The organism is Archangium minus (assembly GCF_044360475.1).
GTDB classification, from domain to species: Bacteria; Myxococcota; Myxococcia; order Myxococcales; family Myxococcaceae; genus Archangium; species Archangium minus.
The window spans coordinates 8,103,737-8,119,160 of record NZ_CP043494.1 but is presented as its reverse complement, the minus strand read 5'-3'; the positions used below and the strand labels follow the sequence as shown (position 1 = coordinate 8,119,160).

Here is a 15,424-nt window from a genome sequence, read left to right as displayed (position 1 = left end):
CCCGGATGCGTGAGGTATGCCGTCAGAAGCCCGCTTTGCCGATCGAGGCGCCGCCGTCGACGTGCAGGGTCTGGCCGGTGATGAACCCGGCGTCTTCGGAGAGCAGGAAGGAGCGGCTCATGGGCAGCGGACGGGGGCCGCTGTCTCGGCCCGAGGCTCGACAGTCAGACGCTCCGGGTGCTTGGCTCGTGATGTTGCCTTCTCAATCGCGAGCGAGCGTGCGTGTCATGTTTCACTTCGACGCTGCTCCCCAACGGCAAGGTGCTGGTGGTGGGAGGCTACAGCACGGCACCGCTCGCGACGGCGCAGCTCTATGACCCGGCCACGGGCACCTGGTCCACCACTGGCGCGCTCTCGCAGGCGCGCTACCTGCACACGGCGACGTTGTTGCTGGATGGCCGCGTGCTCGTGGCGGGCGGGACTGGAACGAGTGGTGTCCTCGCCACTACCCAGGTCTATGACCCGGTCACAGGCACCTGGTCCACTACTGGCGCGCTCTCGCAGGTTCGTCACCAGCACACGGCGGCGTTGCTGCCAGATGGACGGGTCCTCATCGTGGGAGGGAGGAACGCGAGCGCGTTTCTCGCCACCACCGAGATGTACGACCCTCCCTCTGGAATGTGGGCCATCACGAATTCGCTCGCGGAGGCCCGCCGGAGTCACACGATGACGCAGTTGCTGGATGGCCGGGTGCTCGTGGTGGGAGGCGAGAACTCAACCACGCCCTATCTCGCGGCGTATGAGTATAGGTAGGAAGGAGGGAATGCTCGTGGCGGGCTGGAGCGCAGGGGCCGAGGAGGGCCGTCCTGCGCTCGGGACAGACGCTCCAGCGCCAGCGCGCCACGCGCCCCATAGCGGCACACTCGCGATTCCTCGAAAGGCGGGTGCCGTCGCGGGTTGAGGGCACCCCTCCTCCACGGGTTCGAATCCCGTCGGGGCTCAGTTCGCCTTCTTGTTCTTCACCGGAACCGGGAAGCCGCGCTTGCGCATCAGCGCGTCGGTGCCGGCCTCCTTGCCTCGGAAGGAGCGATAGGCCTCGGCGGGATCCACCGTGTTGCCCACCGAGAAGACGTGCTTGCGCAGCCGCTCGGCCACGTCCCGGTCATAGGCGCCCTTGCCCTCGGTGAAGGCCTCGTAGGCGTCGGCCGTGAGCGTGTCCGACCAGAGGTAGCTGTAGTAGCCCGCCGAGTACCCGTCGCCCGCGAAGACGTGACCGAACTGTGGCGTGCGGTGCCGCATGACGATCTCCTTCGGCATCCCAAGCGCTCCCAGCGTGTCGCGCTCGAAGGCGTCCGGATCGATCGTCTTGTCGCCCGCCAAGTGCAGCTTCATGTCCACCAAGGCGCTCGACAGGTACTCGACCGTGCCGAAGCCCTGGTTGAAGGTGGCGGCCTTCTCAATCTTCGCCACCAGCGCCGCCGGGATGGGCTTGCCCGTCTGGTAATGCACGGCGTACGTGTTCAGCACCTCGGGCGTGGAGAGCCAGTGCTCCAGGAGCTGCGAGGGGAACTCCACGTAGTCACGCGCCACGGACGTACCCGAGAGCGTCGGGTACGTCACGTTGGAGGCCAGGCCGTGCAGCGCGTGGCCGAACTCGTGGAACAGCGTCTGGGCGTCGGTCCAGCTGATCAGCACCGGCTCGCCCGGCTTGCCCTTCATGAAGTTGGAGTTGTTGGAGACGATGGTGGAGATCTCGCCCTTGAACCGCTCCTGGTTCCGGTAGGCGTTCATCCACGCGCCGGAGCGCTTGCCGGGCCGCGCATACGGATCGAAGTACCACAGGCCCACGTGCTTGCCGCTCGCCTTGTCCTTCACCTCCCAGACGCGCACGTCGGGGTGGAAGACCGGCACGTTGCTCACCGGCGTGAACGAGAAGCCGAACAGCTCGCCCGCGACCCAGAACATGCCCTCGCGCAGCTTCTCGAGCTGCAGGTACGGCTTCACCTCGTTCTCGTCGAGGTCGTACTTCGCCTTGCGGACCTTCTCCGCGTAGTAGCGGTAGTCCCAGGGCTCGATCTTCAGCTTCGCGCCCTCCTTGTTGGCGATCGCCTGCATGTCGGCGACCTCCTCGCGGACGCGGGCCACGGCGGGCGTCCACACCGCCTCCATCAGCACCATGGCGCGCTCGGGCGTCTTGGCCATGGTGTTCTCGAGCCGCCAGTGGGCATGCGTCGCGTAGCCCAGCAGCTTCGCCCGCTCAGCGCGCAGCTTCAGGATCTCCGTGATGAGCTTGTTGTTGTCGCGCGTGTCACCGTTGTCGCCCCGGTTGACGTAGTGGCGCCAGACCTTCTCCCGGAGGTCGCGGCGGGACGAGTAGGTCAGGAACGGCTCCATGGAGGAGCGCGTGTTGGTGATGACCCACTTGCCCGGCATGCCGCGCGACTCGGCGGCGGCTGCGGCACCCGTGCGGACGGACTCGGGCAGGCCGGCCAGGTCGACTTCCGACTCGAGGACGACGACGTAGTTCTCCTCGTCGGCCAGCACGTTCTGGCTGAAGTCGGTGTAGAGCGAGGCGAGGCGCTGGTTGATGTCCGCCAGGCGCTTCTTCGCCGCCGCATCGAGCTTCGCGCCCGAGCGGACCAGGCCCGTGTAGTGGACCCAGACCAGCCGCTGCTGCTCGGGGGTCAGCTTCGCCTTGTCGGGCGAGTTGTAGACCGCCTCGACGCGCTGGAAGAGCTTCTCGTTCTGGGCGATCTCATCGGCGAAGGCCGCGAGCTTGGGAGCCATCTCGCGCTCGATAGACTGGAACTCGGGCCCGTTCATGGACGAGCTCCAGATGCCGAAGATCGTCCCCACGTCATTGTAGGTCCGGCCGGCATCCTCCAGCGCGGCGATGGTGTTCTCGAAGGTCGGCGCGTCCGGGTTGTTGGCGATCGCGGCAATCTCCCGCCGGTTCTCCTCGATGGAGGTCTCGAGCGCGGGCTTGAAGTGCTCGACCTTGACCTGGTCGAACGCGGGCACGCCGCCGTAGGGGCCGGACCACTTGGCCAGCAGCGGGTTCGTGGCCTTGGGGGCGGGCGCGCTGGACGACGCGGTGGGCTGGCTGTCGCCCGTCGTGCGGACCTCCTGGGTGGTCGTCGCGCACGAGGCGGACACGAGCGCGGCCACACCCGCGCCGGTGAAGAGGAGCTTACGCATGTGGTGATGTCTCCAGAGGGGAGGGAAAGACGGAGGGGTCGGAGCCTGGAGGGGAACGATCCCGGAGTCGAATGACGGAATCTCCCTGCTCCCACGAGCATTTCTTCCGGGATGACTCGCGCTGGCCCGCCTGTTTACCCGTCAACTTTGTGCCGAAACGATATTGCGTTGCGTCACGGTCTGTTGACGGGGTTGACGCGATGCGTTACCTCTTCGATGCATCCAGCAGAGGAGAGAGCGATCATGGCGAAGAACAAGACTGCGAAGAGCGAGGCGTCCAACCAGGAGAACGCGGCCCAGGCGAAGACCGAGACGGTGACGGTCGAGGTCGTGGCGAAGGCCGAGGCGCCGGTGGTCGAGAAGGCGGCCGAGCCCGTGAATGCCGAGCCCGTGAAGGCCGAGACGGTCACCGTGACGGTGGAGGCGCCGGTGACCGAGAAGGCGGCCGAGCCCGCCAAGGCCGAGCCCGTGAAGGCCGAGGCGCCGGTGGTGGAGAAGGTAGCCGAGGCGGTGAAGGCCGAGGCGGCGAAGGCGGAGACGGTGGTGTCCGAGGCAGCCGGCCAGGTGGCGTCATTTGTGAAGGTTCAACTGGAGCACGCACAAAAGCAGATCGAGCAGCTCGAGGCGGAGGCGCAGAAGGCACTGCAGACGCTGGTGTCGCGGGGCCGTGAGTCCGGCCGCGAGGTGCTGCAGCGGCTGAACGTGAACGAGCTGCGCGAGAAGCCGGCGGTGAAGGAGCTGGAGAAGAAGGCGACGTGGGTGGGCGGCGAGGTACGCCAGCGCCTCACGGTGCTGCAGAGCCGGATGGTGAAGGTGGGCGTGGCGAGCCAGTCGCAGGTGGAGGCCATCAACCGCGAGCTGGATCGCCTGACGCAGAAGATCGACTCCATCATCTCCACGAAGAAGCCGGAGCAGCAGCAGCAGGAAACGCCGAAGGCGTAGTGGGACTCCGCGTGACCCGGCGTCACGCCTCGCGCGAGCGGCTGCCGTGACGCCGGGCGTAGACCTGGGTGAACTCCGCACCCAGGAAGAGGATCTGCGCCGAGTAGTAGACCCAGATGAGCACCACCGCCAGCGAGCCCGCCGCCCCATAGCTTGAGGCGACGGTGCTCCGGCCCAGGTACAGGCCGATGGCGAACTTGCCCAGGCTGAAGAGCAGGGACGTCACGGCCGCCCCGAGCCACACATCCCGCCAGGCCACGCGCGTGTCGGGGAGAATCTTGTACATCATCGCGAACAACACGGTGATGACGGCGAACGAGATGAGCAGGTTGAGCCCCTGCCACAGCAGTGTCCAGCCGGGGAACATGCCATCAAAGTAGGCTCCGACGCCCGCCAGCGCGGCGCTCACCACCAGCGACACGAGCAGCAGGAAGCCAATCACCAGCACCATCGCGAACGACAGGAAGCGGGTGCGCAGGAAGTTCAGCACGCCGTTGCGAGGCCGGGGTTGGACGTTCCAGATGTGGTTGAGCGCCTCCTGGAGCTGCACGAAGACGCCCGTCGCGCCGAAGATGAGGGCAATCACCCCCAGCGCTGTCGCGAGGATTCCGGAGCTCGGCTTGCGGGCGCTGATCATCATCTGCTCGATGACCTCGGCGCCGCTCGTGCCCACCAGCTCCTGCAACTGCGTGTGGATCTGCCCCCGTGCCGCCTCTTCGCCGAAGGCCATTCCGGCCACGCTCACGGCGATGATGAGCACCGGCGCGAGCGAGAACATCGTGTAGTAGGAGAGCGAGGCGGCGAACGTCGGAGCCTTGTCCTCGTTCCATTCCGAGACGGCCTGCTTCACGAGCTGGAAGGTGCTTCGGGCACGAATCGCAGCGGTCATGCCCTCGACGTACAGCACGCGCCATGCCAGCGCTCGAGGCCTCCGGCATGGCCTCGAGGCCGAGGGAAACAGGCGCTCGGAGACAGCGCCGTTCCCGGAAGGGCTGTAATTCTTTCGGCCCTCGCCGCTCTGCCTACTCGAGGATTTCCACCGCGTCGCCCACGCGAATCTCCCCGGGGCGCCGCACGATGACGTTCTGGCCGAACATCACCCCTGACTTGGGACCCATGCGCCGGTAGGTGGCGAGGGTGCGCAGCGGCTCCTGCTGGGAGTCGGCCCGAGCCGTCTCGGGGTCGATGGTGGTGAAGACGCAGCGGTCACACGGCTTGACCACGGACAGCTCGACGGTGCCGATGCGCAGCCGCTTCCAGCCGTCCTCGGCGAAGGCCTCACAGCCCTCCACCACGAGGTTGGGACGGAACCGGCTCATCGGTACGGGCTGGGAGAGGCGCTGGTTCAGGTCAGCCAGCGAGGCCGCGGAGATGAGCAGCAGCGGGAAGGCATCGGCGAAGCCGACCCGGTCCTCCGGAGCGGCGTACTTCGGATCCACCGGGCGCTCCATCCGTGCGTCCACATACACGAGCCGTGCGGGCTGACCGAGGTACTCGGACAGCCACCGGTCCGCATCGGCGTGAGCGTGAGCGGCCGAGCAGGTGTCACCCCAGACGGTGACGTCGAGCCGGGGCGCGCTGGCGCTCGGGACGGGCACCTCGAGCTCCGGCATGCCCGGGGCCGACAGGTGCAGCCCCGAGGGATTGGGCACCGCCTTCAGCTTCACGAGGGCGGGCAGCTCGCGTCCGGTCATGCAGGAGCCATCCGAGCGCACCGCCATCCACCGGCGGTCATGCTGGATTCCGAGCGGCTCCACCGTGGCCTGGGTCAGCGGGAGACCCGCGCACGACTTGAGGGGATAAATGGTGAGGGAGGAGAGGGTAGGCACACTGTGTGTTCTGCCCCATCTCGGCCTGGAGTGCACCTGCGACCCTCTCCACGGGCTCAAAACCTCCGGGGCAGCAGGTGGGCAAGCGTTCCCGGTGGGCATCCGCCATATTGGCATCCCGTCCACCTTGACGGATGGACCGCACCAGCGTTAGTAGTAGCCCCGTGATGGCGCTCCACTCGATGCGAGCGTGTGACAAGACCTTCTTGAGCTGTCCCTGACTTGTGCGGCCCGCTTCTCGAAGAGAGGCGCGGGGTCGTTTTGCTTCCCCCCAGCAGGTGCGGCCCGCCCTCGCGAGAGGAGCTGGGCCGTTTTTTTTCACGGAATCGCCATGTCTCACTCTTCATCGCTGTCGCTCGCTGTCTCGCCGGAAGAGTTGGGTGCCGCATCGAAGGAGCTGCTGGAGGCTCCCGCGGAGGAGGTGCTCGCCTGGGTCGAGCGGCGGTTCGGCTCGCGCGCGGCCATTGCCTCCAGCTTCGGCGCCGAGGACATGGTCCTTATGGATCTCGCCCGGACGCACGCTCCGAGCGTGCGCCTGTTCACCCTCGATACCGGTCGGCTCCCACCGGAGACGTACGAGGTGATGGATGTGGTGCGTCGTCGCTACGGCGTCGAGATCGAGACATTCTTCCCGGAGCGCGCCCGCGTCGAGGCGCTCGAGTCCAGCAAGGGCTACTTCTCGTTCAAGCAGAGCATTGAGGCGCGCAAGGAGTGCTGCGCCATCCGGAAGGTGGAGCCGCTCGGACGCGCGCTGGCGGGACGGGAGGCCTGGGTGACGGGGCTGCGGCGAGAGCAGTCCGTCACCCGCACGGAGGTCCAGGCGGTCGCGTTTGATGCCGATCACGGGCTCATCAAGGTGAACCCGCTCGTGAGGTGGAGCACCCGGGAGGTGTGGGCGTACATCAAGGCCCACAGCGTCCCCTACAACGTGCTGCACGACCGGGGCTACCCGTCCATCGGATGCGCGCCCTGCACGCGTGCGGTGAAGCCCTACGAGGACGAGCGCGCCGGCCGCTGGTGGTGGGAGTCCCCCGAGAACCGCGAGTGTGGACTGCACGTCCGCCGTTAGCCCCTCCGAGGAGAGCCCATGCCTTCCTTCACGCCCGCGGAGCTCACCCTGTTCCTGACCGCCTTGCTGGCGGCGCTTGTCAATGGGGCACTGGGCTACGGTTTCTCCTCCATCACCGTGCCGGTGGCGCTCGGGTTCGTGGCCAACCGGGTGCTCAACCCCGCCCTCGTCCTGCTGGAGCTGGTGCTCAACCTCGCCTCCCTGTTCCTGAATCGGCGGTCGCTTCCCGCGGTCTGGCGGCGCATGCTGCCGTTGATCGCCGGCCTCCTGCCGGGAGTCATCGTGGGCGGGCTGTTTCTCACGATGGTTGCGGCCGTGGCGCTCAAGGCGGCCACCTACGTCGTCCTGCTGCCGCTCATCCTTCTCCAGGCCGCGGGCGTGCGCTGGCCCATCCGCAACGAGCGGGCCATCGGGGTCCCCTTTGGCCTGGGGCTCGGCTTGCTGTACTCGACCACCACCATCTCAGGCCCCCCGCTCGCCCTGCTGCTCAACAACCAAGGCCTGGCCCAGGATGAGTTCCGTGCGGCCATCGCCCTCATCCGTGTGGCAGAATCGAGCCTCACCCTGGTGACGTACCTCTTCCTCGGACTGTATGGCTCGTCGAGTCTCGGCCTCTTCTGGCTGTTGCTGCCCGCCGTCGCGATTGGACTGCCCCTGGGGCGCGTGCTGTTGCGGCGCGTCAGCAAGGAGGCTTTTCGCCGGCTGTGCATGGGCGTGGACGCGGCGCTCGTCAGCGTGGGACTCGGGTTCGCGCTCCAGCAGCTCGGTTGGGTTGACCGCGCGGTGAGCTACGCGGTGACGGCGGCGATCGGCGGCTTCATCGTCGGCTCCGCCTGGCAGCGCTTCCTCCTGCTGCGAAAGAATCAGGTGACGTCGCCGTGAGCACGCATGTGGATTTCCCCGTCTGCCTGCGCCTGCAGGGCAAGCGGGTCCTCCTGGTTGGGGCAGGCACCATCGCCGACGAACGGAGCCAGCAGCTGGTGGACGCGGGCGCGCGGGTGCGCGTCGTGGCTCCCAGCATCGGCGCGACCATTCGCCGCCTCGCGGAGGAGGGCCGGCTGGAGCTGCTCGAGCGTGCCTATGTCCCGGGCGACGTCCGGGGGCACGATGTGGTGTTCGTGGCCACAGACGACCGGCGGGTGAGCCAGACGGTAGCGGACGAGGCGCGTGCGCTCGGCATCTGGGTGAATGCGGCGGACATCCCCGAGCTGTGTGACTTCACGCTGCCGTCCGTGGGGCGGCGTGGCCCCATTGTCGTGGCGGTCTCCACCTCCGGCCTGTCGCCCGCGCTGGCGCGGCAGCTGCGGCGGCGGTTCCTGGAGCAGGTGGGGCCGGGGCACGTCCAGCTGGCTCGGCTCAGTGGCTGGCTCCGCAAGCGGCTGCCCTGTGGCTCCGAGCGGATGCGGCTGCTGAAGCAGCTGGTGGAGGGCGAGGCGGGGGAGCTGTTGGCGCGAGGTCAGCGCAGGGCCGCCTGGGCCCAGGTGCGCGCCGCGCTCGAGACTTTTGGAGAGACGCGATGAGCAAGCAGCACGTCAACGGTAAGGTGTACCTGGTGGGGGCCGGGCCTGGAGATCCCGGTCTGCTCACGCTGCGAGCGGCCCAGCTGCTCGCGAGCGCGGATGCGGTGGTCTACGACCGGCTCATCCACCCCGAGGTGTTGAAGCATGCCCGGTCCCGGGCCCGGCTCTTGTTCGTCGGCAAGGAGGGTGGGGGCGAGTCGGTGCGGCAGGAGGAGATCAACGCGCTACTCATCACCCAGGCGCGGCTTGGGCGCTCGGTGGTGCGGCTCAAGGGTGGGGATCCGTTCGTCTTCGGCCGGGGCGGCGAGGAGGCACTGGCGCTGGAAGAGGCGGGCATCGCCTACGAGGTGGTGCCGGGTGTCTCCAGCGGCGTGGCTGCTCCCGCGGCGGCGGGGATTCCTGTCACCCACCGAGGCGTGTCGGGCTCGGTGACGTTCGCCACCGGGCACCGGGCTGGGAAGGCGCCGGACTGGGCGCACCTGGCCGGAGCGGAGACGCTCGTGTTGTTCATGGCGGGTGGCAAGCTGGAGGAGGCGACGCTGGCGCTCATCGCCGCGGGACGCGCTCCGAGCACTCCGGCCGCCATCGTGGAGGCGGGAACCTGGGAGCACCAGCGGGTGCTCGAGGCCTCGCTCGTAGACATCGCCGCGCGCGCCCGTGAGGCCTCCGTTGGCTCTCCGGCCCTATTGGTAGTGGGCGAAGTTGTTTCCCTGCGCTCCCAGCTCCGCTCGCTGGTCGAGTCGCGACCCGTGGTATCCGAGCGCGAGCAATTCTTGAAGGCGGAGGCTGGCCATGAGTGAGACCCTGTCCGCACGACTCTCCCACCTCGCGGTGCTCGAGGCGGAGAGCATCCACATCATCCGCGAGACGGCGGCCGAGTTCGCCAACCCGGTGATGCTCTACAGCATCGGCAAGGACTCGCAGGTGCTGCTGCACCTGGCCCGGAAGGCCTTTTACCCGGCGCCCCTGCCGTTCCCGCTCCTCCACGTGGACACCACCTGGAAGTTCCGGGAGATGTACGCGTTCCGCGATGCGTTCACGGCGAAGCACGGGCTGAAGCTGCTCGTGCACCAGAACAAGAAGGCGCTCGCCGAGGGCATCAACCCCTTCGACCACGGCAGCCAGAAGTACACGCACGCGATGAAGACGCAGTCGCTGCTCGAGGCGCTCTCGTTGCACGGCTTCGACGCGGCCTTCGGTGGCGCCCGGCGTGACGAGGAGAAGTCCCGCGCGAAGGAGCGCGTCTACTCCTTCCGGGATCGCCACGGGCAGTGGGAGCCGCGCAAGCAGCGGCCCGAGCTGTGGAACCTCTACAACGGCCGGATCGACGCGGGCGAGAGCATGCGCGTCTTCCCGCTCTCCAACTGGACCGAGCTCGACGTCTGGCACTACGTCCTCAAGGAGCGCATCCCGGTCGTCCCGCTGTACTTCGCCGCCGAGCGCCCGGTGGTGAACCGCAACGGCCAGTGGATCATGGTGGACGACGAGCGCATGCGCCTGCGTCCAGGCGAGCGGCCCACGCCGAAGCGGGTGCGCTTCCGCACGCTGGGTTGTTACCCGTTGAGTGGTGCGATCGAGTCCTCCGCTGAGACGGTCGAGGACGTCATCACCGAGATGCTGGAGGCCCGCGTGTCCGAGCGCCAGGGCCGCCTGATTGATCACGACGAAGAAGGCTCGATGGAGCTCAAGAAGCGCGAGGGGTACTTCTAAATGACCGCCGCATTGCAGCTTCAGGACAAGAAAGACCTCCAGCGGTTCCTCTCCGAGCACTACGAGAAGGAGCTGCTCCGGCTGGTGGTGGTGGGCTCGGTGGACGATGGAAAGTCCACGCTGATCGGCCGGCTCCTCTATGAGTGCAATGGCCTCTTCGAGGACCAGGTGGCCGCGGTGAAGCGCGCGAGCGCGGGCGAGGAGATCGACTTCTCGCTCTTCACCGACGGACTGCGCGCCGAGCGCGAGCAGGGCATCACCATCGACGTGGCCTACCGGTACTTCTCCACGCGCCGACGCAAGGTGATCGTCGCCGACACACCGGGACACCTGCAGTACACGCGCAACATGGCCACCGGCGCCTCCACGGCCGACGCGGCGGTCATCCTGGTGGACGCGCGACTGGGCATCCTCCCGCAGACGCGGCGGCACGCGTACATCGCCTCGCTGCTGGGGATTCCCTACCTCGCGGTGTCCATCAACAAGATGGACCTGCTGAACTTCGACCTCGCCGTCTACGAGCGCCTCACCACGGAGTTCGATGCGTTCGCTCGCACGCTCGGCTTCGAGCAGGTCCGCTACTTCCCCATCAGCGCGCGCGGGGGCGACAACATCACCCAGCCGAGCGCTCGCACGCCGTGGCACGACGGCGAGACGTTGCTCGGGTGGCTGGAGTCGTTGCCGCACCAGCGCCGGCTGGATGGCGCGGCCCTGCGCTTCCCCGTCCAGTACGTGCTGCGGCCGAACCTGGACTACCGCGGGTTCGCCGGGCAGCTCGCCTCGGGCACGGTGCGCGTGGGCGACGAGGTGGTCATCTTCCCCTCGAAGCGGCGCACGCACATCGCCTCCATCGACACCTTCGAGGGCAGCCTCCCGGAGGCCAGCGCGCCGTCCTCGGTGACCCTGCGCCTGGCCGACGAGGTGGATGTCAGCCGGGGTGACATGATCGCCCACGCCGAGCAGCCTCCCGTGGCCCTCCAGGACCTGGAGGCCATGTTGGTGTGGTTCGGTGAGGAGCGCCTGGACACCTCGCGCCGCTACCTGGTGAAGCACACCTCGAAGTACGTCCCGGCCCACATCGAGCAGGTGCTCTGGCGCAAGGACCTGGAGGCCCTCTCAGAGGTCTCCGCCGAGTCCCTGTCGCTCAATGACATCGGCAAGGTGCGGATCGTCTGCAAGCGCCCGCTGATCTGCGACCCCTACCAGGACAACCGGAAGACGGGGGCCTTCATCGTCGTGGACCCGCTCACCAACGACACGGTCGCGGCGGGAATGATCCTCGGGGCGGCGGGCGGGCAGGGCGAAGGGGAGACGAAGTCCCTCATCTCCGCTGAGGAGCGGCGTGCGCGGCTGGGGCAGTCGGGCGCGGTCATCCTCCTGGCGGGCACGCCGGAGGTGCCGGAGTCGGCGCGGCGCCTGGAGCGGGCCCTGTTCGACCAGGGCCGGCACGTGGTCACCGTTCGTGGTGACGCGGAGGCCGCTCTCGCGCTGGCCGAGGCGGGGTTGCTCGCCATCCTCTACACCCCCGTTCCGCAAGCGCGCCTGGCGCTGCGTGATCAGCTGCGTGGCACGGGTATCCCCTCGGTCGAGCTGGATCCCACCCACGACCTGGAGCGACAGGTGAAGCAGATCCTGGACGCGCAGGAGACGACGTCGTGACACCTTCCGTGAATCCCACCGCCATCCCCTCGCTGGCCGTGTCGCTGGGTGAGGAGAAGGGCGCGCTGGTTCAGCGCCTCACCGAGGGGCTCGATGCCCCATCGCTCACCTGGTTGAGCGGGTACTTCGCGGGGCTCGCGGCCCGGCAGCTCCCCGGCTCCGTTCAGGCCACCGCGCCCTCTGTAGCGGCGCAGGCCGCGCCCCAGGGCTCGCTGACCATCGTCTATGGCACCCAGACCGGGAACAGCCGGCTGCTCGCCGAGCGCCTCAAGCAGCGGGCCGAGGCCGCCGGGCTCGCGGTGCGCTGCGTGCGCGCCGGTGAGTACCCCACGCGTGAGCTGAAGAACGAGCGGCTCCTCTACGTGGTGATCAGCACCCAGGGAGATGGCGACCCGCCCGATGACGCGCGCGGCTTCGTCGAGTTCGTGTTGGGCAAGCGCGCTCCGGCGCTCGGGCAGCTCCGGTTCGCGGTGCTGGGCCTGGGCGATTCGAGCTACCCCAAGTTCTGCGAGATCGGCCGCGTCCTCGACGAGCGCTTCGCCGAGCTCGGGGCCTCACGGCTGTTCGCGCGCGCCGAGTGCGACGTGGACTTCGAGCCGGTGGCCGAGCCGTGGTTGGGTCAGGCCCTGGAGCACGCGAAGAAGGAGCTCGAACCGCAGACCTCGCTGGCGACCGTTACGCCGCTGCGGACGGTGCCGGTCACGCCCACCTTCAGCCGTGAGAATCCCTATCCGTCCCAGGTGCTGGCCAACCAGCGCATCACCGGGCGCGGGGCCAACAAGGACGTTCGCCACCTGGAGCTGTCGCTGGAGGGCTCGGGTCTGACGTACGAGCCGGGCGATGCCCTCGGGGTGGTGCCGCGGAATCCGCCGGACCTGGTCGAGGCGGTGCTCTCCGCGCTGCGGCTCGATGGCGCCACCGATGTCACGCGCGAAGGGCGCACCCTGTCGTTGAAGCGCTGGCTGTCGGAGGGGCTGGAGATCACCCGCCTGAGCCGTCCCTTCCTGGCGAGCCACGCCACGCGCTCTGGCAATACGGAGCTCCAGCGCCTGCTCACGCCGGAGGGCGCCGAGGGCCTGCGGGCGCTGCTCGCCAGCCATCAGGTTATCGATCTGCTCCGCCAGTATCCCGCGACGTGGGGAGCGGAGGAGCTGGTGGGCGCGCTGCGCCGCCTGACGCCGCGGCTCTACTCCATCGCCTCCAGCCAGAAGCGGGTAGGGGAGGAGGTCCACCTCACGGTGAGCCTGGTGGAGTACGAGGCGTTCGGCTTCCGTCACGTGGGGACCGCCTCGAACTACCTGGCCACGCGCGAGGCCGGCCAGGACCTGGTGGACGTCTTCATCGAGGCCAATGAGCGGTTCCGCCTCCCGAAGGATCCGAGCCGTGACGTCATCATGATCGGCCCTGGCACGGGCGTGGCGCCGTTCCGCGCCTTCGTCCAGGAGCGAGCCGAGCTTGGAGCGAGTGGCCGCAACTGGCTCTTCTTCGGCGAGCAGCACTTCCGCACCCAGTTCCTGTACCAGCTGGAGTGGCAGGAGGCCGTGAAGAAGGGTGAGCTGCACCGGCTCGACGTCGCCTTCTCGCGGGACCAGGGCCAGAAGGTCTACGTCCAGCACCGCCTGCGCGAGAAGGGACGTGAGGTCTACGACTGGCTGCAGGGTGGCGCCCACCTCTACGTCTGCGGCGATGCCACGCGCATGGCACCGGACGTCCACGAAGCCCTGATCGACATCATCGCGACTCACGGTGGCAAGAGCCGCGAGGACGCGAAGGCCCACCTCGAATCCCTGCGCGAGCAGCAGCGTTACCTGCGCGACGTCTACTGAGTGAGGAGCTCCATGAGCACCAAGAATCCGACGACTTCGCCCCTGAGCGAGGTGGAGCACATCAAGGCGCGCAGCCGCCTCCTGCGGGGCACCCTGGCCGAGAGCCTCGCCGATCCACTCACGGGCGCCATCGCTCCGGCGGACACGCAGCTGATCAAGTTCCACGGCAGCTATCAGCAGGACGACCGGGACATCCGCGAGGAGCGCCGGCAGCAGAAGCTCGAGCCGGCTTACAGCTTCATGATCCGCACCCGCCTACCGGGCGGCGTGTGCACCCCGAAGCAGTGGCTCGCGTTGGACGAGCTTGCCCGCACCCATGCCAACGGGACGCTGCGGCTGACCACGCGGCAGGCCTTCCAGCTGCACGGCGTGCTGAAGACGGACCTGAAGCGCACCATCGCGGGCATCAACGCCACGTTGCTCGACACCATCGCCGCCTGCGGCGACGTGAACCGCAACGTGATGTGCAACCCGAACCCGGTGGAGTCGCGCGCGCACGAGGTGGTGCACCAGTGGACCGTGCGTCTCTCCGAGCACCTGCGTCCCAAGACGCGTGCCTATTACGAGATCTGGCTGGACCAGGAGAAGGTCGCGGGCGTCGAGGAGGAGGAGCCCATCTACGGCCCCACCTACCTGCCCCGGAAGTTCAAGGCGGCCATTGTGGTCCCGCCCCTCAATGACGTGGATGTGTACTCGCAGGACCTGGGCTTCATCGCCATCCTCGAGGCGGGGGAGGTGGTGGGCTTCAACGTCGTGGTGGGCGGAGGCATGGGCGCCACGCACGGTGACAACGCGACCTTCCCCCGGCTCGCGGACGAGATTGGCTTCATCCGCCCCGAGCAACTGCTCGAGGTCGCGGAGAACGTGGTGAAGGTCCAGCGCGACTTCGGCGACCGCACCAACCGCAAGCACGCGCGCCTGAAGTACACCATCGAGGACCGGGGCATTGCCTGGTTCGTGTCCGAGCTGGAGAAGCGGCTCGGCTACACGTTGCAGCCTGCTCGTCCGGTCGTCTTCGAGCACAACGGTGACCGCTTCGGGTGGATCCAGGGGCACGATGGGCGCTGGAGCCTGACGCTCTTCATCGAGAGCGGGCGAGTGGCGGATCGCGAGGAGCATCGGCTGCTGACGGGACTGCGAGAGGTCGCCCGGGTGCACAAGGGAGACTTCCGGCTCACGCCCAACCAGAACCTGATCATCGCGGGCATCGCGCCGGAGGATCGCCCGGCCATCGAGGCGCTGCTCGAGACGCACGGCATTACCCGGACCCAGCGCGCGAGCCCGCTGCGCAAGAACGCGCTGGCCTGCGTGGCCCTGCCGACGTGTGCCCTGGCCATGGCCGAGGCCGAGCGCTACCTGCCGGACCTGGTGGGGCTGCTGGAGACGCGCCTGGCGGCCCACGGGCTGGAGAAGGAGAACATCCTGCTGCGCATCACCGGCTGCCCGAACGGGTGCGCCCGGCCCTACCTCGCGGAGATCGCCCTCGTGGGGAAGGCACCTGGCCGCTACAACCTGTTCCTCGGAGGAGACAAGCGGGGTCAGCGCCTCAACCGGCTGTACCGCGAGAACATCGACGAGGCGGGCATCCTGGCGGCGCTCGAGCCGCTGTTCGCCGCGTACGCACGCGACCGGCAGCCCGGGGAAGGGTTTGGTGACTTCACCGTGCGCACCGGCCATGTCGCCCCGCCGGGTGCCGAGCGCGGTGCTCCTACCGCCCGGGCGTGAGGGGAG

Annotated in this window: 13 protein-coding genes and 1 tRNA gene; 11 read left to right on the top strand and 3 right to left on the bottom strand. The window is 68.2% G+C overall.

The genetic code is table 11. The annotated features are described in order from the left end of the window. Positions 1-222 precede the first annotated feature (222 nt). The gene (locus F0U60_RS32905) at positions 223-753 is read left to right on the top strand and encodes a Kelch repeat-containing protein (RefSeq protein ID WP_395805855.1); all 531 of its coding nucleotides are present in this window, start codon (positions 223-225) and stop codon (positions 751-753) included. 92 nt (positions 754-845) lie between these two features. After that, a tRNA-OTHER gene (locus F0U60_RS32900) sits at positions 846-941 on the top strand. On the opposite strand, the gene F0U60_RS32895 is transcribed toward F0U60_RS32900, so the two are convergent. After that, a complete protein-coding gene (locus F0U60_RS32895; protein WP_395805853.1) occupies positions 940-3,138 on the bottom strand; it encodes a M3 family metallopeptidase in 2,199 nt (732 codons plus the stop codon). The genes F0U60_RS32900 and F0U60_RS32895 overlap by 2 nt on opposite strands. Before the next feature lie 243 nt (positions 3,139-3,381). Between F0U60_RS32895 and F0U60_RS32890 the strand changes: the two genes are divergently transcribed. Further along, positions 3,382-4,080 (top strand): hypothetical protein, encoded by a 699-nt coding sequence (locus tag F0U60_RS32890; protein WP_395805851.1) that lies wholly within the window; start codon positions 3,382-3,384, stop codon positions 4,078-4,080. 22 nt (positions 4,081-4,102) lie between these two features. On the opposite strand, the gene F0U60_RS32885 is transcribed toward F0U60_RS32890, so the two are convergent. Together F0U60_RS32885 and F0U60_RS32880 are read right to left on the bottom strand one after the other, a co-directional pair. Then, complete coding sequence (locus F0U60_RS32885) at positions 4,103-4,969, bottom strand: YihY/virulence factor BrkB family protein (protein WP_395805849.1); 867 nt, start codon at positions 4,967-4,969, stop codon at positions 4,103-4,105. Positions 4,970-5,102: 133 nt separating this feature from the next. Then, positions 5,103-5,909 (bottom strand): MOSC domain-containing protein, encoded by an 807-nt coding sequence (locus F0U60_RS32880; protein WP_395805847.1) that lies wholly within the window; start codon positions 5,907-5,909, stop codon positions 5,103-5,105. A gap of 331 nt (positions 5,910-6,240) precedes the next feature. On the opposite strand from F0U60_RS32880, the gene F0U60_RS32875 reads away from it, so the two are divergent. Genes F0U60_RS32875 through cysI form a run of 8 tightly spaced genes read left to right on the top strand, consistent with a single transcriptional unit; the run spans position 6,241 to position 15,418 of the window. Further along, a complete protein-coding gene (locus tag F0U60_RS32875; RefSeq protein ID WP_395805845.1) occupies positions 6,241-6,978 on the top strand; it encodes a phosphoadenylyl-sulfate reductase in 738 nt (245 codons plus the stop codon). 18 nt (positions 6,979-6,996) lie between these two features. Further along, the gene (locus F0U60_RS32870) at positions 6,997-7,860 is read left to right on the top strand and encodes a sulfite exporter TauE/SafE family protein (protein WP_395805843.1); all 864 of its coding nucleotides are present in this window, start codon (positions 6,997-6,999) and stop codon (positions 7,858-7,860) included. Further along, on the top strand, positions 7,857-8,498 hold the full coding sequence (locus tag F0U60_RS32865) for a bifunctional precorrin-2 dehydrogenase/sirohydrochlorin ferrochelatase (protein WP_395805841.1): 642 nt from the start codon (positions 7,857-7,859) through the stop codon (positions 8,496-8,498). The genes F0U60_RS32870 and F0U60_RS32865 overlap by 4 nt, the downstream gene beginning before the upstream one ends. Beyond that, a complete protein-coding gene (cobA, locus tag F0U60_RS32860; RefSeq protein ID WP_395805839.1) occupies positions 8,495-9,298 on the top strand; it encodes a uroporphyrinogen-III C-methyltransferase in 804 nt (267 codons plus the stop codon). Before F0U60_RS32865 ends, cobA begins: the two co-directional genes overlap by 4 nt. Then, positions 9,291-10,208, top strand: coding sequence for a sulfate adenylyltransferase subunit CysD (cysD, locus tag F0U60_RS32855; protein WP_395805837.1), 918 nt, complete (start codon positions 9,291-9,293; stop codon positions 10,206-10,208). The genes cobA and cysD overlap by 8 nt, the downstream gene beginning before the upstream one ends. Beyond that, on the top strand, positions 10,209-11,867 hold the full coding sequence (locus F0U60_RS32850; protein WP_395805835.1) for a GTP-binding protein: 1,659 nt from the start codon (positions 10,209-10,211) through the stop codon (positions 11,865-11,867). After that, the gene (locus tag F0U60_RS32845) at positions 11,864-13,693 is read left to right on the top strand and encodes an assimilatory sulfite reductase (NADPH) flavoprotein subunit (RefSeq protein WP_395805833.1); all 1,830 of its coding nucleotides are present in this window, start codon (positions 11,864-11,866) and stop codon (positions 13,691-13,693) included. Before F0U60_RS32850 ends, F0U60_RS32845 begins: the two co-directional genes overlap by 4 nt. Before the next feature lie 12 nt (positions 13,694-13,705). Next, entirely contained in the window at positions 13,706-15,418 is a 1,713-nt protein-coding gene (gene cysI, locus F0U60_RS32840; RefSeq protein ID WP_395805831.1) for an assimilatory sulfite reductase (NADPH) hemoprotein subunit, read from the top strand. The last annotated feature ends 6 nt before the right edge of the window (positions 15,419-15,424 follow it).